Origin of the sequence: Aliiroseovarius salicola (genome assembly GCF_027891095.1) — a bacterium.
GTDB classification, from domain to species: domain Bacteria; phylum Pseudomonadota; class Alphaproteobacteria; order Rhodobacterales; family Rhodobacteraceae; genus Aliiroseovarius; species Aliiroseovarius salicola.
In genome coordinates this window covers 346,861-368,775 of record NZ_JAQIIO010000001.1, presented here as the reverse complement: position 1 = coordinate 368,775, position 21,915 = coordinate 346,861, and the positions used below count along the sequence as shown (strand labels likewise).

The following is a 21,915-nucleotide window of genomic DNA, read 5'->3' as shown; positions in this document are numbered from 1 at the left end:
GTCACGATGCGACGATCCGTCATCTCACAAGCCCGAGGTCAGATCTGCGACTTCTGTCAGTCGTACGGCAAGCTGGCCGGAAGGATCGCCTTCAATTTCCTCCAGCTCTCCTCGGGCAATCAATTTGTCTCCGACATATAGTTCAACCGGGTCGTCGACTTTCTTGTCGAGGGGTAAAATGCTGTCGTTTTTCAGCCGTAACAATTCACGCACCGTTGGACGGGCCATTCCAACCGAAATGGTAATTTCAATCGGCACTTGGGTAAACGGGCTCGCCGGGGTCACATCTTGGGTATCATCAGCCATTCTGTTTTGCCTTTTCGTTGATTGTGTAGAGACCTGATATGGCCTGTCCGATGCTGTGAATGGCACCGGTCAGGTCGATCTGTTTTTCGATGCTGCCCATTTTCAGATAGACCTGCCCTTCGGCCAGAGTGTCCTCTTCGATGATTTCAAGCGGAAGAGATGTGTTTTGCGTGAGCAATGCATCAAGCGTTTCACGACCATCGGGATAGATAACGACTTGAATTGGTGCATCAGCAGCATCGGCTGCGATCGGCAGCAACTCTTCTACGATCGCCTGACCAATTGTTTCGGAAACCAGGTTGGGCAAAACTTTCTCCACCATCCCGGCGAGTAATGGCTCCAGAGATTTCATCACATGGCTTCGAGCCTCATGAAATGTGAAACCAAGATCCTGAATGTTCCGTGCAAATTCCGCGCTGATGTGGTCTCGTTGATCTTCATCCGCCTTTGAAGCGTCATCCCAACCCGCCTGGTATCCTGTTTCGTATCCCGACAACCGCGCGGCTTCGAGATCACTTTCAGACAGGGCGGGTGTATTTGCAGGCACCGCTGACGCCTTTTTCACCGGAGCGGTTTCGCTGTGGTCGAAGTCTTCAAGAGGGAACAGCGGCATCACACCGTCTCCTCTTCTTCCATCCAACCGCGCAGGATCTCCAGCGTTTCCCCTTGGCGTTCTTCGATGAGGCTGCGCAGGCGGCGCACGGGATCTTCCGCATCGTCAGGGCCTGTGATGTCGCCAAAACCGGCCCCGGATATGACCGCCATTGCAGAAGGGCCAGCATCGCCATCGTCAATTTCACCTGTCAACGGCGGCGTTTCCGATAAATCGGTGTTGAACTGACTTGCTGCGGCCAGTTGGTCAGGTTGCACTGCCAGGGCGGTAGAGGGGGCCCGCTCTTGAGGCCCGGCGCTTGGGGAAGGACCAGCAAGAGATCCGGCAATCGGGCCAGTCTGTGGTTGTCCCGAGGGATTTGCCAAAATTGGCCGTACCACAAACAAACCCAGTATGAGTGCGACAATCGACAGAACTGCAAGCTGGATCATCGACATAATGTCGAACGGGATCCCTTGCATGAATCCCCCGCTGGCCTCAGTGCCTTCAACCGGTAAAGGCTCAAACTCCATGGTTTTTATGGTGATCGTATCGCCACGTGTTTCATCAAATCCAATCGCCGAGGCCACCAGATCCCGCAAACTGTTCAGTTCCTCTTCTGATCGTGCAGACCAGGAAACCTCACCTGCTTCGTTGATGTTACGAATGCCATCCACCAAAACGGCAACGGTGATACGCTTGGTGGCACCCGGCGACCGAATAACCTCTCGGGTGGTTTCGGAAACTTCGTAATTTATGCGTTCGCGTGTTTCGCTGTTCTGACTCGACGCCGAAGTCCCTCCACCGGCATCGCCATCCGGCAGGTTTGAGGCGACGGTAACCCCATTGCTGCCACTATCCGAACTGGAGCTGGTGTTTTCCTGTGTTTCGGTCGAGATGGCCACTCGGCTGGCTGGATCAAATGTCTTTTGAATAATCGATTCGCGTTCAGTCGCGGTCTCCAGATTCAGTTCAACGACCGCGTTGCCCGCGCCCACGCGCGCCTCCAACATCCGTTGCAGATTGTTTTTGAGTTCCTCGGATCGGTTCACCGCAGAGCTTGGCGTGCTTTCGGCGTTGTCTCCTATTGCAACGAGACCATTTCGGCTGTCGATGATCGATACGTCTTCAGGTGCCATGCCCGGCACAGCGGATGCCACCAGATATTTGAATGCCTTTGCTTGTGATCCGGTGATGGAACCGTTGGATGGGGTCACAGTCACAGAGGCCGTCGGACGTGCACGCTGACGCAGCCCTTGCTGAACCGATTGCGCAATGTGCACGCGCGCGTTTTGAGCAAACGGACTGGCCACAATGGTGCGGGCCAATTCCCCTTCTTTTGCACGCCAATAGGCGGCATCGAACATCTGCGAAGTGGTGCCGAATCCCGATAACCCGTCCAGAAGTTCATATCCTTTCGACGAGTTTGTCGGCAGGCCCTCGCTTGCCAGGGTCATGCGCAACCCATCGCGCTGGGCGCTCGCCACATAAATTGCCCCGCCGCGCACTTCATATTGCGCCCCACGGGCTTCCAGAGCTTTCACGACCTCTCCCGCCGCACCCGATTCAAGACCGGCATACAAAAGGCTCATCGAAGGTTGGGACGCCATGCGCGATATGCCCAGCACTGCGGCAAACACAGCCAGCGTGGCCAATCCAACAATAACCTTTTTACGTGTGTCCAGAACCGACCAGACTGACAGTAACTGTTGCAAGACGTAACTCCTTCTTCGAGCGGGCTTCTGCCCCCGTCGTGCAAACAGTTTTCTACGACCAGCCTTAACAATCGGTTAGTGCCCGCCGGTCTATAACGATTCGAAGGAAAGAATCTGGTGAAGACATGGCAGATGCTGAAGAACCGATCGAGGGGGAAGAAGAGCTCCCCAGAAAGAAATCGAAAAAAGGCCTGATCATTGGCCTGATATTGGCGCTGATACTTGGCGGCGGTGGTTTCTTTGCTGTTTATTCGGGGCTCGTGCTGGCGCCGGTTGCCGAGGGAAAATCCGCTAAAGAGGAGGTTGCTACGGTCGTTCTTGACCTGCCGCCGGTCGCCTATGTCGAGCTGGATCCCCTAGTTATTTCTTTGGGCCGCGCGGCCAGCAACAAACATCTCCGCTTTCGAGCCTCGTTAGAGGTGGACCCAAAATATCTCGCGGATGTGCAAGCACTCAAGCCGCGCGTTCTGGATGTATTGAACTCTTATTTGCGGGCCGTGGAAATCTCGGACATCGAAGACCCGAGGGCGCTTGTCTCATTACGTGCGCAAATGGCGCGCCGCATTCAACTTGTAACTGGTGAAGGGCGGGTCCGCGACCTGCTGATCATCGAATTTGTTCTGAATTGATGAGGAGGGACGGATTATGGAACTCATTGCGGATGCCCTTCTAGGGGCTGGCGCGTTGGGGGCTGCCATCTATTGCATTGTGCTGTCACGTCGCCTGAAGCGGTTTAACAACCTACAGAATGGGATGGGGGGTGCCGTTGCGGTGCTTTCGGCTCAGGTGAATGACATGACGAAAGCTCTTGAAGATGCGCGGAATGCAGCGGGGACAAGTGCTGAACAATTGACGGATCTGACAAAGCGGGCAGAGGCCGCCTCCCGAAATCTTGAGTTGATGATGGCAAGTTTGCACGATCTGCCAGAGGAGCCGACCCAACAATCCTCAGTCCAGCGGGAAGCAATAGCGGAACCCGCTATTAGTACACCAAACTCTGATGTGCCGATGTTTCTGAGCCACAGACACAGCCATCTGGAGGCCGCGGAATGAGCTTGAAACGACAATCTGCGCCACCCTCTCCTCAAAAACCCAAGCGCACTAAGGCCGGAGGGCGAGGTGCGCTTTGGGTCGTGACCATGTTGTTTCTGGCGAGCGGCGTGGTCCGCTTTGGGGATTATGGCGTTGCTATTGCAAAGGAAGTGAGCGCTGCGGCCTCTGTTTCAGCGGGCCATTCAACGGCACAAGATGTTTGTGAAACCGAAGAGGATATCGCCGAAGTGCTTCACCTGTTGCGAGGGCGTGAACAAGACCTGAAGCAGCGGGAAAGTGACCTTTCGGACCGGCTGGCAGCACTTGCGCTCGCTGAAGCAGAGATCAGCAAAAATATGACCGCATTGACGGAAGCTGAAGACAGTCTGAAAGCCACGATGGCTCTTGCTAAGGGGGCATCGGAAAACGATCTTGCGCAGCTCACACAAGTTTATGAGAACATGAAATCAAAACAGGCAGTCCCCCTGTTCGCGCAAATGGATCCGCAGTTTGCAGCGGGATTTCTGGGGCGAATGCGCTCGGAAGCTGCAGCGCAAATCATGGCAGGGCTTGATCCGGCACATGCCTACGCAATCAGCGTTATTCTTGCCGGTCGGAACTCGAATGTCCCGACCAATTAGCCAGAACGCACGGTTTCTTAACCCAACTTGGTCATTCTCTTAAGGCAGAACCGAGGAATTGGAGTTCCCTAGATGATTGGCATGATCGGTATCGCCCTGATTTTCATTATGGTGTTTGGCGGTTACCTTGCCGCCGGCGGCAAGATGGAGATAATCCTGAAGTCGCTCCCCTTCGAGTTTACTATGATCGGGGGTGCCGCGGCCGGGGCTTTTGTTATTTCAAATGATATTCCGGCGATCAAACACACGCTTAAGGATGTTGGAAAGGTCTTTAAGGGACCGAAATGGGCGCATGAGGATTACAAGGACCTCCTCTGCCTGTTGTTCGAGCTGATACGGCAGGCAAGGCAGAATGCCGTTGCACTGGAAGAGCATATCGAAGCGCCAGAGGACAGCTCAATATTTTCTCGTTACCCAAAAATTCTGGCCGACAAGGAAGCGATCGAATTGATCTGCGATACCTTACGCTCTGCCTCAATGAATTATGACGACCCGCATCAGGTGGAAGAGGTGCTTGAGAAGCGGATGGAAGCAAATCTGCATCATGCCTTGCATGGTAGCCACGCGCTGCAAGCGGTTGCCGATGGACTGCCTGCCCTCGGGATTGTTGCCGCTGTGCTCGGCGTGATCAAAACCATGGGGTCGATTGATCAACCGCCTGAGATTCTCGGGAAAATGATTGGCGGTGCTCTGGTTGGAACATTCTTGGGCGTGTTTTTGGCTTATGGGCTTGTTGCGCCATTTTCATCCAAGGTGAAAACCGTGGTTGAGGAAGACGCCCATTTCTACCAGCTGATCAGAGAGGTGCTTGTCGCCAATCTTTACAATCACTCTGTTAACATCTGCATTGAAGTTGGTCGCCAGAACACACCGGGGCACAGTCGTCCCAGCTATTCTGAGCTTGAGGAAGCTTTGAAAGAAGTGAAGAAAGCAGCGGCATGATGCGGTGGCTCGCAGGTATTGTTCTGATCATTTTGACAGCCGGGAAGGTGCATGCCGATACTATTGCTGTCCGCTCGGGTGAGCATCAAAACTTCTCTCGCCTTGTTGTCTATACTCACAGCCCGGGTGCTTGGAAATTTGGACGTGTAGATGGAGGATTTGAGCTTCGTCTGGCATCCCCCGATGTTCAGTTCAATTTGGAGCGAGCTTTTGAGCTGATCCCGAGGACGCGGATATCGGACCTTGGTGATTTGGGGGATGGGCGCTTACAGGTCAGCGCGACTTGTGATTGTCATGCTGACGTGTTTGTGGTGGGGGGAGGACAGATTGTCATTGATATCGTGTCTGGTGAGGGAAGCTCGGCAAACGAGATTTACAATGCCTATCTGGATAAGCCACGCCAACCCAATTTCAAATTGCGATCTGAAGCTGATGCCAGAGTTACCACTGCCGCTCGATTGGGATTGCCCCTTTTCCCGTCCAAAACTCAAGAGCGACTTAATGGGGCGGAAACGCCATCTGCGCCATATGATATCAATCTGGATGAACCTGTTGCCCGAGATGATGAAAGAGCTGGGCAGGATAGCCGCTCACCAACCAATCACAGCCGCGTTCAGAGCACAGAACTTGCGCTTCTTGAGCAAATCGGGCGTGCGGCGGCACAGGGGCTTATTGATGCCGACATGTCTTCCCTCGAAGCTGAGGTGGAAAAATCTGCTTATCCGCAGGGTGCAATCCCGGAGCCAATTGCCGAGGAAATTGATGCCCCGGTGCTCCCAAAGAGTTTGGATGTAAACGAGCATATCGCCGTCCAAACGTCCATTGATCGCGAGACAAGTACCCGCCAGGCAGTCGTTCTGTCCACGCAAGAGGGATTTGCCTGTTTCTCTGACGGCGATTACAGCATTGAGTTATGGGGGCAAGATATCTCGAATGGGGCTGATCTTGCCCAATACAAATCGGCGTTGCTTGGTGAGTTCGACAGACCAGATCCCGATGCGATCAATCAATATATTCGGTATCTTATCTATCTGACCTTTGGGGCCGAGACACGAGCTGTGGCCTCGCAATTCAAGGATGCCATAACATCTCATGACATTGTGATGCAGATGGCGGATGTGATGGACTTCCATCAGTCGACCCAAGCCAGTGATGTCGCCCCTCAGATGGGGTGCGATGGAAAAACTGCTCTGTGGGCAGCGCTTTCACAACCCGAGTTGCGTCCTGGACAGGAAATCAACACGAAGGCAATCTTGACCGCTTTTTCAGAGCTCCCACTTCATCTTCGTCGCCATCTGGGACCAAAATTGGCTCAGAAGTTCATGGACCATGGAGATCAATCTTCAGCGATGTCAATTCGGAACTATCTGGAGCGGGCAAGCGGCGATCATGGGGTGGGTTTTGAGCTTCTTGAGGCGCGTATCGATCTTCAGGAAGGAGACGCTGATCAAGCGGAAGAGCGTCTGACCCGAATTGTTAACGATGATGGGGAATTGTCACCAGACGCTGCTCTGGAATTGGTCAATTCTAAATTGGAACGCGGAGAGCCAGTTCCCCAGCGTTATATCGAACTCGTTTCAACCTACTCATTTGAGAGACGAGGTGGCCCCGAGGGAGCGGTCCTCATGATTGCAGAGATCAGGGCATTGGCATCGGTATCAAACTTCGACGAAGCCTATGAGCAAATTGATCTTGCGGCTTCGAGCAGGCGGTTGGTCTCGTGGGAAATTACAGAGTTGCGCAGTCACCTGTTGGCTGAACTCTTGGCTAAGGGAGGGGATGCACAGTTTTTACGGTACACGATTGGACATATTGAAGATGCTGTGGGGTTAGAACCCAGATTACGAACTGACCTGGCTCGCCGCTTGTTGTCGCTTGGGTTCTCTCGGCAGGCGCGAATGGCTCTGGATGTTGAGGGCGTTCCGCCTGGTGTTCCACAACGTTTGACCTACGCGATGATTGCCCTGTACGAAGATAAGCCAAAAACTGCCCTTGGTTATCTTGCCGGGATCGAAACAGAAGGCGCGGAGCGGCTCAGGGCGGAGGCGCTGATGGCAGCAGGCAACCCAGATGCGGCTGCGGAGATTTATCATAACTTTAACGAGGTTGATGCAAGGCAAAGAGCGATCTTGCGTTCTAAGTCTTGGCAAAATCTGGCGCAATCTGAACTAAAAATGACAGATGAATTGGACCGTCTGCAGATTGTAAACGCTGAACCAATTCCAGACGTTGACGAGAGTACGCTTGCGCAAAGCACAGAGCTTTTGAAACGAAGTGAAGTTTCTCGAAGCATCTTGTCGTCATTCTTGGCCAAACAGGCGTCCGCTGAGTAACACTTACGATTTTTAAAGAATTGATATCTAGGCTGCAGGAAGTGCGAAGCAGCAAGAAGTGCGCTCATTATGACAAAAACTGTCGTTTGGATGGCAATAATCAATCGTTTAGCCTGCCGGATTTTGATCGGTGTGTTCGTTCTCTCATGGGCGGAAGAACTAAAGGCAGAAGGGGATGCTTCTTTCGTCTGTGATCAGGTTGCAAAAGTCGCATCACAGCAAACGGGCGTACCGATTTCAGTCCTGAAAGCAATTTCTTTGACAGAAACCGGTCGCAAGCGCGGCGGAAGTTTTCGCCCGTGGCCGTGGACAGTCAATATGGAGGGGAAGGGAGTCTGGTTCGACACGGAAGAAGAAGCACGCTCATATGTTTTTAAACATTTTAAGCGAGGTGCTCGAAGCTTCGATGTCGGCTGCTTCCAGATCAACTACAAATGGCATCATAAGAATTTCAGTTCGTTAGATGAAATGTTCGATCCACTGGCCAACGGATTGTATGCGGCGCGTTTCCTGTCTGACCTGTTTTCTGAAAAAGGCAATTGGAGTGACGCTGCCGGGGCCTATCATTCTCGCACCCCCAAATATGCAAACCGATACAAGGAAAGGTTCGCCAAATTTCGAGCCCGTCTGGCGGTCGAGGATGATCAGGCCATTGAGGTGGCATCATACCCGGCGACGCCAGTCGAGCGTCCGCAATCCGCCTCTCCTGTCAGCAGGATCAACAATTTCCCCCTGCTTCAAACCGGGCGAGGCGAAAAAGGGCTGGGATCTTTGGTGCCAATTGGCGGGGTCACCGCCACACCGTTGTTCGGTGCGGGGAAAGGGTGATTGTTGATGAACTTCAGCCTTTCAGAACTGTTCAAACCGACGATCTTGCTGGCTTTGGCGCTCATGGCAATCATTGTCATGATGATCCTGCCGATGCCCGCCTGGGTGCTGGACATAGGACTTGCCGCTTCATTTGCCTTGGCGATCCTGATGTTCACTGTGACTCTTTTCATTGAACGCCCGCTTGATTTCTCGGTCTTTCCGACGGTCCTTCTGGCCTCATTAATGCTTAGACTGTCGATGAATGTTTCGTCGACAAAGCTGATCATTGGTCAGGGACACACGGGCACGTCTGCTGCCGGCGATGTGATCGAGGGTTTTGCCAATTTTGTTATGGGTGGGAGTGTATTTCTCGGGCTGGTCGTCTTTTGCGTATTGTTGATCGTGAATTTCATTGTGATCACCAAAGGCGCCACCCGTATGGCAGAGGTCGGAGCACGCTTCGCCTTGGATGGGATGCCTGGCAAGCAGCTTGCCATTGACAGCGACATGTCTGCCGGTGCGATTGATCATGCCGAGGCAAAAGCGCGGCGTGAAAGAGAGCAAGCTGAAACCACGTTCTTTGGTTCGTTGGATGGGGCTTCGAAATTCGTGAAAGGGGATGCGATCGCGGGCTTGCTCATCACATTGCTGAACCTTGTCATGGGGTTGATCATCGGCATCGCCATGCACGGAATGGACCTTGGGCGTGCGTTCGAAACTTACGCAATTTTGACCGTGGGGGATGGGTTGGTCAGCCAAATCCCCGCCGTTATCATTTCAATTGCGTCTGCGCTGTTATTGGCACGAGGTGGCGCGACCGGCTCGACCGATCTGGCGCTGTTCTCTCAGCTTGGAGGGTATCCGGCGGCGCTATGTACGGTTGCCGTGCTCATGGGATTGTTCGCATTGGTGCCCGGTTTGCCGTTTGTCCCCTTCGTTGCAGGATCGATTGCCCTGGGTGCTGCGGCGTGGCGGGCCAATCAAATCCAGCAGGAAAAAGATGCGAAGGCCGCGGAGGAAGCCCTTCAACCTCCCTCTGAAACTCCGCCAGAAAGTATCGGAGATATTCTTGATCTTGATGACATCCACGTGGCGTTTGCCCCAGACTTGATCCCAATGATCTTGGACCCCGCTACGGGGCTGGACGCTCGGATCAACAATATGCGCAACCATGTGGCCGGTGTGTTTGGGCTGATCCTCCCAGAAATCCGCTTGACGGATGATAGCACTCTCCCGATTGGTGAATATATCGTGAAAATTCAGGGGGTTGAGCAGGCTAGGGATCGTCTGGTGATCGATAAGGTGCTGATGATCCTGAATGGTCAGGAACTTGATCCCCCTGCAGGAGAGGATGTGAAGGAACCCGTCTATGGGGCGCCGGCCCGTTGGATCTCGCCTAATGTACAGGAGGATGCCGCGCTGCAGGGTGGGACGATTGTGAACGCCACGGAGGTATTGGCAACGCATTTGCTGGAAGTGATCAAGCGCAATTTTTCACGCCTGCTGACCCTCAAAGCCTTGCGACGATTGATGGATGAGTTCGTGAACCTGTCTGATCCAGCGCGAGCGGAGGCCAATCGACGTTTGCTTGACGAGCTTGTCCCAGAAAAGGTTCCTTTGGATCTGCTTCTGTCGGTCCTCAGGTTGCTGTTGGAAGAACGGGTGTCGGTTCGAAACCTGCCATTGATCCTTGAAAGTATCGCGGAGGCACGCCCCATTTTCCCAACTGCGGAAGTCATTTGTGAACATGTGCGTCACCGGCTTGGGTTTCAGTTGGTTTCCGAATTGAAGCGGGCAGATGGGACAATCCCGCTGGTCCAGCTTGCCCCCGAATGGGAAGAACGGTTCAATGCCTATCAGATTGAAACTGAGAGAGGGCCGCAGGATGTGGCTTTACCCCCGGATGACTTCAACAAGCTGGCCAACTCAATAGCGGATCGTGTCGCAAAAGCTGGAGAAAGTGGAATATATCCGGCGCTTGTCACATCGACGCGCCGCAGGCGTTTCCTGAAAACCGTGATGACCGCCAAAGGCATCGCCAATCCTGTGTTATCCTTTGAGGAAATCGGTACAGAGGCACGCCCTTCGTTGGTTGGAATGGTCCCGGCATGACATTTCAACTGGCTGAGATCTTGGTGTTGGGTCAATCGGTTCTGTTGGTGGGTTTTTTTGTCTTCCTGCGGGTCGGTGCTGCGATGGCACTGTTGCCAGCGTTTGGTGAACGATCCGTACCGCAGCGGGTGCGTTTGGTGCTTGGCATTGCATTTACACTCATTGTTGCCCCGGCCAGTGCCTCAGAAATTGAAGCGGCGTTGAGCAGCCAGAGTTTGACCGCTGTAATGTTCATTACTGAACCGATTGCAGGGCTGGTGCTTGGGGCTGTGGTGCGCCTTTTTATCCTGGCCCTTCAGATTGCCGGATCGATGGCGGCGCAGTCCACTTCATTGGCGCAAATCTTTGGTGGGGCCAACAGTGATCCGCAACCTGCCATTGGGCATGTGCTTCTTGTGTCGGGGCTGGCACTGGCAGTGATGTTGGGGCTGCACGTCCGCCTGGCTGAACTTTTCATTATCTCATACGATGTCATGCCGGCGGGGAAATTTGTCGCGGGGGATCTCTTGAGCGAGTGGGCGTTGGGGAAGGTGTCACACATATTTGCGCTTGCCTTCACGCTGGTGGCCCCCTTCCTGATTGCGTCACTGATTTACAATGTGGCCCTTGGGGTCATCAACCGGGCCATGCCGCAATTGATGGTCGCGTTCGTCGGGGCGCCTGCCATCACCGCTGGGGGATTGGCTTTGTTATTTGTGGCAGCCCCCTTGTTGCTTCAGCTTTGGGGGGTGGCATTGACCGCGTTCTTTGATCAACCGTTCGGGGGTCCGTAATGGCTGATGGCGAAGACGATGACAAGCAACATGAAGCCTCTCAGAAGAAATTGGACGATGCGCGGAAACGGGGTGAAGTCCCTCGATCAGCCGACCTGACAACCACTGCGACCTTCAGCGCAATGCTGTTGGTCGGGATTGCCATCGGGGGGCAAAGTCTGACGACATTTGGAGTGTTTCTCAGCAATCTTCTGGCCCGCGCTGACACATTCTCTACCGAATTGTTCGAAGGCGGAGGGCGCGTCGGCATTGGCGTTCTGCTATTTGGAGTTGGCAAGAGCATGGCGCTTTGGTTCGTTGCACCTGCTCTTGCCGCGATTTTACTGACGGTGGCGACGCAAAGTTTTGTGATTGCACCTGAGAAGTTGAAGCCCAAGACCTCCAAAGTGTCGCCACTCTCGAATGCAAAAAACAAATTTGGTCGCACCGGGCTGTTTGAGTTTGCAAAGAGCTTTGTCAAATTGATGATCTATTCGATCATTTTGGGCGGTTTTCTATTTGCAAAACTGCCAACAATTGTTGGGACGCTTTATCTCACTCCGCAAATGGCGACGTCCGTCCTGCTGGAACTGTCGATGCAGTTTTTCGCATTGGTATGTCTTGTGATGCTGATGATCGGGGCGGTGGATTTTCTATGGCAGCGGCAAGAACATCTGCGCAAGAACCGGATGTCGCACAAAGAGCTGATGGATGAGATGAAGCAGAACGAGGGTGATCCCCATATGAAGGGACAGCGACGGCAAAAAGGAATGGAAATTGCCATGAAACAGATGCTGTCCGATGTGCCTGAGGCGGATGTGGTGATCGTGAACCCGACCCATTATGCGGTGGCACTGAAATGGTCGCGCCTGCCGGGTGAGGCGCCGGTTTGTGTTGCGAAAGGTGTCGATGAAATCGCTGCGCGCATTCGCGAGACTGCTAATGAAGCTGGGGTGCCCATCCAACGTGACCCACCGACAGCCCGCGCCATTCACGCCTCTGTTGAAATCGGTCAGGAAATTTTGCCGGATCAATATCAGGCGGTGGCCGCCGCCATCCGGTTTGCCGAAGCGATGCGCAAGCGCGCTCGGTCGTTTGGGGGTGGAAAATGAACAAGCAGCTGAAATCACTGGGCGAAATTTCGAATATGATTCTTGATCTGAAGCTGGCTGAGTTGCAAAGGATCACGCAACAGATCACGGCGTTGCAGGATAAGAACCAGCAGCTCGACGCAGCCCGGCAATCACGCGGTGAGGTCGTGACCGAACAGAGTAACCCGGACCCGGCCCGGTTTTCAGGGCAAGATGAAGCCTGGTCATATTGGGCAAGTGAACAACGTCGGGCTCATAACATGGAGTTGGCACTTCTATATGCCGAACGCGAGGAAGTGTTGTCGCAGGCGCGGACGGCATTTGGGCGGGCGAAGGTCATCAAAACCCTGATGGCACAAAGCAACAGCACCTCCCGGCAGTAGACCCGCCCTATGGGCTGAGGTAGGATTGGGGCGAGTGCACTGTGAAAAGATTGATATGACACGCATTTTTATTACCGGTGTTGCCGGCTTCATTGGGTTCCATCTCGCCGATCTTCTGCTTGAGGAAGGGTGCGAAGTGCATGGGTTTGACGCAGTCAACGATTACTATGATCCTCAGTTGAAAGAGGCTCGCTTGGCCATTCTCAAGCAGAAGAAAGCGTTCACCTTTACACGCGCAAAGCTGGAAGACGCAGCTGCTGTAGATCAGGCTGTGGTTAATTCTCAGCCTGATGTGATTGTTCATCTCGCAGCTCAGGCCGGGGTGCGCTACAGCATCGAAAACCCGCGCGCATATGTGGAAAGCAACATCATTGGTACGTTTAACCTGATGGAAGCTGCACAGAAGGTGAGGCCTGCGCATCTTCTGATGGCCTCCACATCTTCGGTCTATGGCGCCAATACAGAAATGCCTTATCGAGAGACCGCCAAAGCGGACACACAAATGTCTTTTTATGCGGCCACCAAAAAGGCCAATGAGGCGATGGGTCATGCCTGGGCACATATCCATGACCTGCCGACTACCATGTTTCGGTTCTTCACAGTGTACGGTTCTTGGGGGCGCCCCGATATGGCGCCACATCTGTTCACGGATGCCATCCTCTCGGGTCGTGAAATAAATGTTTTCAACCATGGCAAAATGCAGCGTGATTTCACCTATGTCGGGGACTTGGTCCGGGCGATCCGGCTGTTGTTTGATGTCATCCCAGCACGTCCCAACAGCACGGAAGAAATTGCCCAAGGTGACAGTCTGAGCCCGGTCGCTCCGTTCCGGCTTGTCAACATTGGCAACTCGAACAGTGTCGAGTTGGAAAAGTTCATAGCTGAGATTGAAGCCGCAGCGGGCGTGAAGGCCAAAAAGAATTATATGGAAATGCAAAAAGGAGATGTGCCCGCCACATGGGCAGATGCCACATTGCTTATGTCTCTGACCGGGTATCAACCACAGACTTCGATATCCGAAGGAATTGTGGAATTCGTCGCGTGGTTTCGTGAGTACTACGGGAAATAGGAGCCGCGTTGCCGCGACTCCGTCCTGTCTGAAAACTCACGCTGTAAATCAAAGCGCTTCAATTGTACGGGTGGTGGACACGAGTGAGATGCTGCCCGTGCCGAAGTCACTTTCTGGCACTTTAAGATCCACCGATCCGTTTGCACTCGCACTCATCGCGGCGAGAGGAACCGGTTTCAATGAAAGACCCGCAAACCACGCCTTATGTCCAGCACCAGTGTCAGGATGACCGGAAAACCCACCTGATCGGTTAGAGTAGTTTGCCTGCCAGAACACCTGAACGTAGGACGTGCCCGGTGCGAAGTTGAACTCGGCGTTGGTGCCCGAGGTGTCGATCCCACCAATATGGGCCGCCGCCTCGTACCAGCTGTCTGCAGCCGGGGCATAATCGCCTTGCAACAGCAGATTCTTGTCATTGCCAATGCTGCTGTTGGCAATCTTGGTGCCCGTGGGCCAGATGCCCGAGGGATCATCTGGGTTGCCCATACTGGCGGGAAGTGGGGCGTTCAGCGTCACGATGTGAGTAACCTTGTCGACCTGCCCAAGATCAAACAGATCGGGTTCGACAATCCGCGAATAGTGATCGTGGTTGCGCCCAGCGGCATCCTTGTAGCCAAAGATGATAGCCCCGCGCTGATTGGAGTCAGACGTGCTTTCATTCCAGCCCGTCGCATCGGTCAGTGAAATCGTGGTGTCACCCGGTTGCAGCGGGGCGGCCAGAGTGGTCAGGCTGTCCGTGCCGCCATGGTAATACCGCATATGGTGTTTGCTCTCGATTACGTTCTGGTCTGCATCGAGGCAAGTGAGACCAAGATATTGCTGATGGCGCTCATCATTGGCAAAACCCGACCAATCCCCGGCCTGACTTTCCTGCCGCAAGTAGCTCGACATGCGATAGGCGCGGTTGGGATCGACGGGAATAAGCTCATCCATCATGATTGGCCCGACGTGATAGCCCGTGAAGCAAACCGAGCCGCGCAGATCCGGTGAGGTTTGGGCATCAAACGCCAATTGAACCGGGAAGTTATAAGCGTTGCCCAACCCGCAGCCACCATTGGTGATCAGGTCATCGCCGCGGGCGGTGGCAAAATCGGTGGTGATCAGACCACCGGTGAGTTCAGGAGCAGTCAGCCCCGTGACGCCGGAGGGAAAGCTGATCTTGCCCGAGGCGGCATCGGCCACCAGGGATTGGTGGAACGTGCTGCCGTCGTCGCTCACCTTGATCTCGAAATCGTCCGATCCCGTGGTGCCCATTTCAGCGCGACCTGACCAATTGGTCTGGAATAGGAGGCTCGCAGTGTCTCCGCTTGCCGCCTTATTCACCTTGATCTGGTGACCATTGCCTTCGTTGTTGAAAAGCGTGGCGGGGGCTGAGACGGTGAGGCGATTGGTACTGTCGGCGCTGGCATTCACGCCAACCATCGGCAGGTTTTGCAGGTTGGTGTCAGCGGTCAGCGCAATCCAGTTTGCTCCGTCAAACACATAAGGTTTTGCGATGTCTTCGACAAAGGCCAGAAAACCTTTCCGGGGGGTAATGAACACCCAGGCATTTTCCTCATAGACGGCGAGTTGTCCTTCCTGACCCGCCCAATCCCCCGTTCCGCCAACGGGCACGATATGACGTTGACCGTTGGTGGGGGTGCCGGGCGGGTTCGGATCAGAGGCGCTGGCAACACTCAGTTGCACAATCGAATCCAGACGGCGCATCCCCTCATTGTGGGTGACGTGTTTCTGGGCCTGTGAAGCTTGGATATAGGGAAGAGACAAGTTTGCGGAAACGGACATGACACCCTCGAATTGTGAAAATCGAGCCTATATCGTCAGCAGTTTCTTAAGATCAAAGGAAAGCGCCGTACGGTGTCAGAATGCGGCGCAACAGGATCATGGGGTTGTTCTGCCTACAGGGAATCGTAAAGGTTCATCCCCTTCCGACCAGACCGGAAATTTTTGCATCACATCAGCAAGGCGCTGACTTTCAAGGAAATTATCCAGCCATATGCGAACCTGGTCCGGTGCATCGTGATCAAATCTGGCTTTGTCGATCATGGCAAACTGGCGCAGGAACGGCAGGACAGCAAGGTCAGCCAGTGAGGCTTTTGGACCAAATAAAAACCTGTGCCTGTCAAGACGCGGAGTAAGGTCGGACAGGATACCCATTGCCTTTGCGCGCTCGATTTCCGGATCATGATCCGGATGCCGAGAGGCATATTTGGTGCGATCCAGAGCTTGCTTGAACGGTCCGTCACACCGGTCGATCAAAGCATGGCCCTCATCCGGCATGGACAAGAGATCCTCAGGGTCAGACTGGTTCAACGCCCATTTCATCACATCCAGACTTTCGTCGATGACCTCGGTTTCCGTTACAAGGCAGGGCACCGTGGCGCTGGGCGATGCCGCCAGAAAGGCGGCGGGTTTGTCACGCAACAATATCTCGCGCAGCTTCACCTCTTGCCCAGAACTGGCAATCGCCAGACGGGCACGGATTGCATAGGGGCAACGGCGAAAGGAATAGAGGATTGGTGTCATTCAGCGCCCTTTGAATGCGGAAGCTCGTCGCTTTGGAAGTGCATAGGTGGCCTCGGCATTGATCTTATACATTGCGCGTTTCAGGGGCGTTCAGGGTCAGGATGGCCATGTCGCCTTCTTGTTGGAACAAAAGCTTATCGCTCATCGGAAACCTCATCTGTTCATCGTACCCTGCTACCTCGGATTGTCGTCCGCTCCAAACGTGACGCTACGCAGTGGGAATTGCCTGTGACAACTTGGCGACAGGGATTACGGGAATTTGTTTTGGCAGGAAATACAAAACACGTTAATGAACTCGAATGGCGAGGGAGGAGCCGACCTCGTGAAGATGGAGCAAACCCATGAGTGATGTGCATTCGATGGATCAGGGCGTTCGCCCTTGGAAGCCCGCCGTGGCCAAAGGGTTGCGCCTGCGTTGCCCGAATTGCGGAGATGGTGCGCTTTTGCATTCCTATCTCAAGGTAAATGACTGCTGCTCTGAATGTGGAGAAGAACTTTTCCACCAACGGGCGGATGACGGTCCGGCCTATCTCACGATTTTGATTGTCGGTCATGTGCTCGGTATCGCGATGCATATCCTCTATACTCAGTTCGAACCTGAACCGTTGGTCTTTGCACTTTCGCTGTCGGTCATTGCGGTGATCAGTTCTCTGCTGCTTTTGCCGCGTATGAAAGGGTTGATGGTGGCCTATCAATGGGCCAATCGGATGCACGGTTTCTAAGACGGTTAAAGTCGAGCTGTGTGGATCTCTCGAGGGTGAATTCATATATCTACAGTTGCTGATGCTGAAATGTCGGACATGGGCGAGGCGGATTGTCAGCCATGTCACCGATTGTGATCTGAAGATCCATGCCCGAATCTGTTGATGTGATGAGCTTTTGTTCCCCAATATGTCTATGCCTGTGAAGTAGGATAGAATATCAATCAGTTAGACCAAAATATGAGTGCCTGATGCGAGCGGGTCACCTGCCGGTCAGCGAGAATTGTTTGCAAATCGCAATTTATTTCATCCAAAGTGTCTATTCCCTAAAAGGCAGGTTTAAAGGGAATACAGCTTATAACTTACTGAAAAATTTATGGTAATCATCTTTGAGTTGATAAATCGAAACTAATCAAAATATTTACCAAATGCCGCAAATAATGCGCCAGTCTTAGCCATTTAGCCAAGTTGTGATCTTCTGATTATCACCTAAACTATTAGGTATTGTTATTGATGCATGTTTTAATTGGGCAACTCGAGAGAGCTTTGAATTCGTGATCAGTGAAGAGGTGTTGCAAAAAAGTATTTGAGGGGGAAGTGAATGTTTGGTGGGGATGGGCGCGCACTCGCGCCCGGTTTAGCTGCACGATCAGGAAAACACAGGCCGACCGTGGCCTTTGTAGGTAATGCCTTCAGTTTTTCCGATCAGATCGTCCGTATTTCCAACGTTGAATTCGATGGGGTTTCGTTTGAACGATTTGACAGATTGGAAGACCTGCGGGAATTCATAACCGATCTGTCAGATGTGGTAGCAATCATACTTGATGAGGCAATGGCGGATCAATTGCCCGTGTTGCTGGACAAATATGCCTTAAATGAAATCTCATGTCAGATTGTTGTCGGGTATCGCGATGCGGATCTTGCGGCATCGATTTTTCATGGATTGTTGAAAGATGGGATCAGGGGCAAAGTCAGCTACCTTCCCATGAACCAACAGTTCGATATCTGGCTTTCAATCATGCGATTGCTCTTGTGTGGTGGGAAATACATACCGGAAGAGCTGATGGATGAGAAACCCACGCTGAATGGCGGTGGACCACAAGTGCCAGACGCGGATTTGTCGGATTTGACCGACCGTGAACGCGAAGTGCTGGCGCTGGTTTCTGAGGGCAAACCCAACAAAACGATTGCGTCTGAACTGGATTTGTCTGAGCACACGATTAAGCTGCACATTCACCATGTGATCACCAAGTTGGGGGTGCGCAACCGTACCGAAGCTGCGATCTTGTATCTTGGAGGCGGTTCGGCGGAGTCTCCAGCTCAGCACTAAAAAGAGAAATCGCGAGTTGCACGAATGAGAAGGGATGCCGGAAAGAAGATTCCGGCAAATCTTTGCGTGACGCGATATGTGCTTGTCACGCTGCTCCAGTGGACTTCCGTTTGGCCAAAGCTTGGGACAACGCGGTAATCGCAATCTGATCGGCGCCCTCCAGATGGCTGATCGACGGCAGGACAGGTCCTTTGAATTCGCCCATTTTCAACGCGGCGGGAATATCAAGGCGTACATGATCACCCATCATGGCAAAAAACGGGAGACAAATGGTGCCTTCGCCAAGAGCGCGGGCCTTGTCGCCGATTGAAGGTTCCTGTTCGAGAAAGCCAAGATCCATCGTGGCCTCGGGCATTTCTTTCTGCAATCGCTCCATGAAAAGACGGGCTGATGCCGCAGGGGCATCGCCATAAGCGGACCCGTGGGCGGCGATCAGAAGTTTGGAGCACCCCTGTTTTTGCATTTCCGTTTGCACTGCATTTGCAGCGACTTTGGGCAACTGCGGTGCCAGCCCATAAGGCGGCATAATGCTGACCAGAATATTCAAGGCCGCGTCGGAAATCCGATTGATCAGAGCAGTGCGCACAAACCAGCCATCCGCCATGAACAGGGGATAGATCACCCCTCCGTCTTCCATCCGGGCAAGCTGCTCTTCCAGTTTGTCGGGCGCCGCCAGTGTCGCAGATGCGATGGTGTGATCGGGAATGGCCGCCTGAATTTGCGCGGTATATTCCGCAAGCGCATCTTCTGCCGGCTGAGGGTCCGAAGGCTGACCGTGGGACACGATCAGCGCTTCGACCAAAGCCAATTCCTGATCAGTGGCTGGTGCCTTCTGAGAAGGTGATTTTGTTCCAGACATTATATTTCCCTGATGGTTTGCGCATTGGCAAGCGGTTTACTATTTCCAACGTGTTCGCGTCGTAGATCAAGACTTCGCCATCGTCCTCCCAGACCGATACCAGTGCATGGCTGCCGTCTTTGGTGAATTCCACATGGGCCACGGTTGCGCCTGGCACCGGCCGAATGGTTTTGACAATCTCAAGCGTGTTCTTATCGATGATATGCATCTTGTCCTTATTCGGGCCAAAGAACACATCGACCCAGACATAGGGCGAGTTTTCATGGCTACGCATAAAGAAACCCGGTCCTTCGGTGGTGATCTGTTTAACCGTTTCCCAGCTGTCCATATCGATCACCGAAACGGTGCCGTCTTTCAGGTGGGGCGTCGCCATCACGGTCCGGTCCCCGCGGTTCCAAGTGATGCCGGAGCCAAGATGAGGCATGCCCGGTAGGTCCAGATCAGCCACTTTCATGCCGATGACAAGATCGATCACCAATCCACCTTCGCCGGAACGTGATGCGCCCATGACATGCTCGTAGGACTGGTCAAAGAAGAAATCGTCGAGGAAGTCCGGCGTGGTGATCTTGCGGACCGGGAACTTGGTGTCCTGCGGAACCGGGCCTTCGATCTTCCAATCATGGGCAAGCCCGCCGCCGAAATAGTTCAGGTCAGGGTTCTTGGCATAAGACACTTCCCAAATCTCGGGCACATCCTTCAGAGCCAGAACAAAGCTTTCGCGTGGAGGGGCCTGATAGACCGCGGACACACGCGACGGCGTGCCATTCTTGCCTACCACATCATGCACCTCGGCGACCGACAGGTCTTCGGTCGACAGGATGGTCAGCGAGTTGGGCAGGTAACTTGCCACCGCCACCCATTTCCCGTCCCCGGACATGGCGATATTGCGGCTGTTCAGACCGGCTCGTACGCGGCCCACTTCCTGTAGGGACCAGATGTCATATTTCTGCACCCAGCCATCGCGCGACATGATGAAGACATAGTGGCCATCGGGTGTGAATTTCGGACCCCCATGCACCGCAAATGGTGTGGCAAACCGGTCGAGCACCTCAAAGGTATCACCGTCCAGAACAGACACATGGTGATCGCCGGTTTCCACGGCCAGAGTGATGTTCATCGGGTCTGACGACCAGACCGGTTTGGGCGCGGCCACATATTCTTCGTTCATCACCCGGCTGGCCATGATCTCTTCTTCGCCCCAGGGCGGGATCACGTCGAGCGGGGTTTTGAGATATTCGGCCAGCGCCTTGATCCGCTCATCCGACAATTCCTCGCCATAGGCGGGCATCTGGGTGGCAACCCGCCCATCGCGGATCACGGCCTCGATTTTCGGTCCACGCATCCGCTTGAGTGTTTCTGGGATCAGCGCGGGGCCAGCGGCGCCAAGTCGGTTTTCCAGATGGCAGTCGGCACAGAACTCTTTGTAATCCGCAACCGGATCAGCAACAGCAGTACTGCTGAGGAACAATGCTCCGAGACCGATCAGCCATGCGCGAGAGCCATTAATAGAACTGATGTTTCGGGTCATTGCTTTTTCCTCGGAACGGGGTGGTTTCAAGACGGTCGGCATCGGCCACACCAATCTCTTCGTTTGATAGGTAGCAGGCGGGATCTTCAGCCCAGGGATCACCAGTCACCTGCAGAGCGCGAATGCGGGTGTTGCCGCCGCAGATGTCCTTGATCTTGCATGCGCCGCAACGGCCCTTGAGCGGACGCGGGCGGGTGCGCAGGGTGGCCAGCATCTGGTCATCGCTGGTCCACCAGTCAGAGAATTTCTTCTTCTTCACATTGCCGATCGTGTAGTCCGACCAATAGGTGTCGGGATGCACGTAGCCAAGATAGTCGATATTGGCGACGCCAAGACCGGACGAATTCCCGCCCCAAGCGGTCAGGTGGTCACGCAGGTTGGCCACTTTGTCCGCGTCAAACCGTTCTTCGGCCCATTGCAGGAAATAGCCCGCGTCGGCGTCGTTGTTGCCGGTGACGATGTCGAGCGGCTTGTCTTCTGACGCCGCCGCCCACGCGCGTTCCAGCAGCAAGTCCAGACCTTGGCGGGTCATCTGGTGATGGGCGTCTTCACCCCGGTGCTTGTCGCCACGCCCTGCATAGACGAGGTGAGAGAGGTAAAATTTGTCCACACCTTCGTCGTCGCATAACTTGAGAAGGTCCGGCAGGTGATGCTGTGTGCCTTCGGTCAGGCAGAAGCGCAGGCCGACTTTCACGCCGCGCTTCTTCAGCTCGCGCACGCCACGGACTGCCGCGTCATAGGCACCGTCTACGCCACGAAACCAGTCGTTAGTCTCGCCAATTCCGTCGATGGAAATGCCCACATAGTCAAACCCGATCTCGGCCACCTTGTCGGCGGTTTCGCCAAAAATCTTGGTGCCATTTGTTGACAGCGCCAGAACCCGCACTTTGTCACGGGCGGCTTTTGCCAGCGGGAACAGGTAGGGGCTGTCGAGCGGTTCGCCGCCCGACAGGATCAGCGCGGGGACTTTGAACTCGCCAAGATCCTCCAGCACGTTCATGGCCTGTGCTTCATCCAGTTCACCGGGGAAATTCACATCCGCCGAGACGGTATAGCAATGGCGGCAACGCAGGTTGCAACGGCGGGTCAGGTTCCAGATCACCACCGGCTTCACCATGCCCGTTCCACGGCGCTGACGCACCGGGGTTGGGGTGACGAGTTGATTCATATATTCGGTCAGGCGGAACATGGGC

At 54.0% G+C, this 21,915-nt stretch carries 21 protein-coding genes; 13 read left to right on the top strand and 8 right to left on the bottom strand.

The window, feature by feature from the left end:
• Positions 1-24: 24 nt before the first annotated feature.
• From O2N63_RS01870 to fliF, 3 genes are read right to left on the bottom strand one after another with little or no spacing between them, the layout of a single operon-like run.
• On the bottom strand, positions 25-306 hold the full coding sequence (locus O2N63_RS01870; RefSeq protein ID WP_271052400.1) for a FliM/FliN family flagellar motor C-terminal domain-containing protein: 282 nt from the start codon (positions 304-306) through the stop codon (positions 25-27).
• Positions 299-919, bottom strand: a complete 621-nt coding sequence (locus O2N63_RS01865; protein WP_271052398.1) for a FliH/SctL family protein — start codon at positions 917-919, stop codon at positions 299-301. The genes O2N63_RS01870 and O2N63_RS01865 overlap by 8 nt, the downstream gene beginning before the upstream one ends.
• On the bottom strand, positions 919-2,613 hold the full coding sequence (gene fliF, locus O2N63_RS01860; protein WP_271052396.1) for a flagellar basal-body MS-ring/collar protein FliF: 1,695 nt from the start codon (positions 2,611-2,613) through the stop codon (positions 919-921). Before fliF ends, O2N63_RS01865 begins: the two co-directional genes overlap by 1 nt.
• A 125-nt stretch (positions 2,614-2,738) precedes the next feature.
• On the opposite strand from fliF, the gene O2N63_RS01855 reads away from it, so the two are divergent.
• The 11 genes from O2N63_RS01855 (at position 2,739) to O2N63_RS01805 (ending at position 13,778) form a co-directional block, all read left to right on the top strand.
• Positions 2,739-3,242, top strand: coding sequence for a flagellar basal body-associated FliL family protein (locus O2N63_RS01855; protein ID WP_271052394.1), 504 nt, complete (start codon positions 2,739-2,741; stop codon positions 3,240-3,242).
• Between the two features lie 16 nt (positions 3,243-3,258).
• Positions 3,259-3,666 carry a hypothetical protein gene (locus O2N63_RS01850; protein ID WP_271052392.1) on the top strand — a complete coding sequence of 136 codons (408 nt, stop codon included), beginning with the start codon at positions 3,259-3,261 and terminating at the stop codon, positions 3,664-3,666.
• Positions 3,663-4,286: a MotE family protein gene (locus tag O2N63_RS01845; RefSeq protein WP_271052391.1), complete on the top strand. Its 624-nt coding sequence runs from the start codon at positions 3,663-3,665 to the stop codon at positions 4,284-4,286. Before O2N63_RS01850 ends, O2N63_RS01845 begins: the two co-directional genes overlap by 4 nt.
• A 72-nt stretch (positions 4,287-4,358) precedes the next feature.
• Positions 4,359-5,228 carry a flagellar motor stator protein MotA gene (motA, locus tag O2N63_RS01840; RefSeq protein ID WP_271052390.1) on the top strand — a complete coding sequence of 290 codons (870 nt, stop codon included), beginning with the start codon at positions 4,359-4,361 and terminating at the stop codon, positions 5,226-5,228.
• On the top strand, positions 5,225-7,561 hold the full coding sequence (locus tag O2N63_RS01835; RefSeq protein ID WP_271052389.1) for a hypothetical protein: 2,337 nt from the start codon (positions 5,225-5,227) through the stop codon (positions 7,559-7,561). Before motA ends, O2N63_RS01835 begins: the two co-directional genes overlap by 4 nt.
• A gap of 69 nt (positions 7,562-7,630) precedes the next feature.
• Positions 7,631-8,389, top strand: a complete 759-nt coding sequence (locus tag O2N63_RS01830; protein WP_271052387.1) for a lysozyme family protein — start codon at positions 7,631-7,633, stop codon at positions 8,387-8,389.
• Positions 8,390-8,395: 6 nt separating this feature from the next.
• The gene (flhA, locus tag O2N63_RS01825) at positions 8,396-10,483 is read left to right on the top strand and encodes a flagellar biosynthesis protein FlhA (RefSeq protein WP_271052386.1); all 2,088 of its coding nucleotides are present in this window, start codon (positions 8,396-8,398) and stop codon (positions 10,481-10,483) included.
• Positions 10,480-11,256, top strand: a complete 777-nt coding sequence (locus tag O2N63_RS01820) for a flagellar biosynthetic protein FliR (RefSeq protein ID WP_271052385.1) — start codon at positions 10,480-10,482, stop codon at positions 11,254-11,256. Before flhA ends, O2N63_RS01820 begins: the two co-directional genes overlap by 4 nt.
• Positions 11,256-12,347, top strand: coding sequence for an EscU/YscU/HrcU family type III secretion system export apparatus switch protein (locus O2N63_RS01815; RefSeq protein WP_271052384.1), 1,092 nt, complete (start codon positions 11,256-11,258; stop codon positions 12,345-12,347). Before O2N63_RS01820 ends, O2N63_RS01815 begins: the two co-directional genes overlap by 1 nt.
• Positions 12,344-12,709 (top strand): hypothetical protein, encoded by a 366-nt coding sequence (locus O2N63_RS01810; protein ID WP_271052383.1) that lies wholly within the window; start codon positions 12,344-12,346, stop codon positions 12,707-12,709. The genes O2N63_RS01815 and O2N63_RS01810 overlap by 4 nt, the downstream gene beginning before the upstream one ends.
• A 55-nt stretch (positions 12,710-12,764) precedes the next feature.
• The gene (locus tag O2N63_RS01805; protein WP_271052382.1) at positions 12,765-13,778 is read left to right on the top strand and encodes a GDP-mannose 4,6-dehydratase; all 1,014 of its coding nucleotides are present in this window, start codon (positions 12,765-12,767) and stop codon (positions 13,776-13,778) included.
• A gap of 48 nt (positions 13,779-13,826) precedes the next feature.
• On the opposite strand, the gene O2N63_RS01800 is transcribed toward O2N63_RS01805, so the two are convergent.
• Both O2N63_RS01800 and O2N63_RS01795 read right to left on the bottom strand, forming a co-directional pair.
• Positions 13,827-15,485 (bottom strand): DUF2793 domain-containing protein, encoded by a 1,659-nt coding sequence (locus tag O2N63_RS01800; protein ID WP_271052381.1) that lies wholly within the window; start codon positions 15,483-15,485, stop codon positions 13,827-13,829.
• 174 nt (positions 15,486-15,659) lie between these two features.
• Positions 15,660-16,304, bottom strand: a complete 645-nt coding sequence (locus O2N63_RS01795; RefSeq protein WP_271052380.1) for a glutathione S-transferase — start codon at positions 16,302-16,304, stop codon at positions 15,660-15,662.
• A 341-nt stretch (positions 16,305-16,645) separates the two neighbouring features.
• Here O2N63_RS01795 and O2N63_RS01790 point away from each other — a divergent pair, with 341 nt between their 5' ends.
• Both O2N63_RS01790 and O2N63_RS01785 read left to right on the top strand, forming a co-directional pair.
• Complete coding sequence (locus O2N63_RS01790) at positions 16,646-17,026, top strand: DUF983 domain-containing protein (RefSeq protein ID WP_271052379.1); 381 nt, start codon at positions 16,646-16,648, stop codon at positions 17,024-17,026.
• A 580-nt stretch (positions 17,027-17,606) separates the two neighbouring features.
• Entirely contained in the window at positions 17,607-18,335 is a 729-nt protein-coding gene (locus tag O2N63_RS01785) for a helix-turn-helix transcriptional regulator (protein WP_271052378.1), read from the top strand.
• A gap of 85 nt (positions 18,336-18,420) precedes the next feature.
• Here the strand turns inward: O2N63_RS01785 and O2N63_RS01780 are convergent, their stop codons facing one another.
• The 3 genes from O2N63_RS01780 to nirJ are packed head-to-tail and all read right to left on the bottom strand — an operon-like array spanning position 18,421 to position 21,911.
• Positions 18,421-19,194: a sirohydrochlorin chelatase gene (locus O2N63_RS01780; RefSeq protein WP_271052377.1), complete on the bottom strand. Its 774-nt coding sequence runs from the start codon at positions 19,192-19,194 to the stop codon at positions 18,421-18,423.
• Positions 19,151-20,722 carry a nitrite reductase gene (locus O2N63_RS01775; RefSeq protein ID WP_271052376.1) on the bottom strand — a complete coding sequence of 524 codons (1,572 nt, stop codon included), beginning with the start codon at positions 20,720-20,722 and terminating at the stop codon, positions 19,151-19,153. The genes O2N63_RS01780 and O2N63_RS01775 overlap by 44 nt, the downstream gene beginning before the upstream one ends.
• A complete protein-coding gene (nirJ, locus tag O2N63_RS01770) occupies positions 20,697-21,911 on the bottom strand; it encodes a heme d1 biosynthesis radical SAM protein NirJ (protein WP_271052374.1) in 1,215 nt (404 codons plus the stop codon). The genes O2N63_RS01775 and nirJ overlap by 26 nt, the downstream gene beginning before the upstream one ends.
• Positions 21,912-21,915 lie beyond the last annotated feature (4 nt).

Bases quoted from the DNA above. Each gene is read 5' to 3' on its own strand.
- O2N63_RS01780 (WP_271052377.1), bottom strand. From the start codon at position 19,194: ATGTCTGGAACAAAATCACCTTCTCAGAAGGCACCAGCCACTGATCAG.
- O2N63_RS01785 (WP_271052378.1), top strand. From the start codon at position 17,607: ATGTTTGGTGGGGATGGGCGCGCACTCGCGCCCGGTTTAGCTGCACGA.
- O2N63_RS01805 (WP_271052382.1), top strand. From the start codon at position 12,765: ATGACACGCATTTTTATTACCGGTGTTGCCGGCTTCATTGGGTTCCAT.
- O2N63_RS01810 (WP_271052383.1), top strand. From the start codon at position 12,344: ATGAACAAGCAGCTGAAATCACTGGGCGAAATTTCGAATATGATTCTT.
- O2N63_RS01865 (WP_271052398.1), bottom strand. From the start codon at position 919: ATGCCGCTGTTCCCTCTTGAAGACTTCGACCACAGCGAAACCGCTCCG.
- O2N63_RS01870 (WP_271052400.1), bottom strand. From the start codon at position 306: ATGGCTGATGATACCCAAGATGTGACCCCGGCGAGCCCGTTTACCCAA.
- O2N63_RS01830 (WP_271052387.1), top strand. From the start codon at position 7,631: ATGACAAAAACTGTCGTTTGGATGGCAATAATCAATCGTTTAGCCTGC.
- O2N63_RS01855 (WP_271052394.1), top strand. From the start codon at position 2,739: ATGGCAGATGCTGAAGAACCGATCGAGGGGGAAGAAGAGCTCCCCAGA.
- flhA (WP_271052386.1), top strand. From the start codon at position 8,396: ATGAACTTCAGCCTTTCAGAACTGTTCAAACCGACGATCTTGCTGGCT.
- O2N63_RS01835 (WP_271052389.1), top strand. From the start codon at position 5,225: ATGATGCGGTGGCTCGCAGGTATTGTTCTGATCATTTTGACAGCCGGG.
- O2N63_RS01845 (WP_271052391.1), top strand. From the start codon at position 3,663: ATGAGCTTGAAACGACAATCTGCGCCACCCTCTCCTCAAAAACCCAAG.
- motA (WP_271052390.1), top strand. From the start codon at position 4,359: ATGATTGGCATGATCGGTATCGCCCTGATTTTCATTATGGTGTTTGGC.
- O2N63_RS01800 (WP_271052381.1), bottom strand. From the start codon at position 15,485: ATGCGCCGTCTGGATTCGATTGTGCAACTGAGTGTTGCCAGCGCCTCT.
- nirJ (WP_271052374.1), bottom strand. From the start codon at position 21,911: ATGTTCCGCCTGACCGAATATATGAATCAACTCGTCACCCCAACCCCG.
- O2N63_RS01850 (WP_271052392.1), top strand. From the start codon at position 3,259: ATGGAACTCATTGCGGATGCCCTTCTAGGGGCTGGCGCGTTGGGGGCT.
- O2N63_RS01820 (WP_271052385.1), top strand. From the start codon at position 10,480: ATGACATTTCAACTGGCTGAGATCTTGGTGTTGGGTCAATCGGTTCTG.
- O2N63_RS01795 (WP_271052380.1), bottom strand. From the start codon at position 16,304: ATGACACCAATCCTCTATTCCTTTCGCCGTTGCCCCTATGCAATCCGT.
- O2N63_RS01790 (WP_271052379.1), top strand. From the start codon at position 16,646: ATGAGTGATGTGCATTCGATGGATCAGGGCGTTCGCCCTTGGAAGCCC.
- O2N63_RS01815 (WP_271052384.1), top strand. From the start codon at position 11,256: ATGGCTGATGGCGAAGACGATGACAAGCAACATGAAGCCTCTCAGAAG.
- O2N63_RS01775 (WP_271052376.1), bottom strand. From the start codon at position 20,722: ATGACCCGAAACATCAGTTCTATTAATGGCTCTCGCGCATGGCTGATC.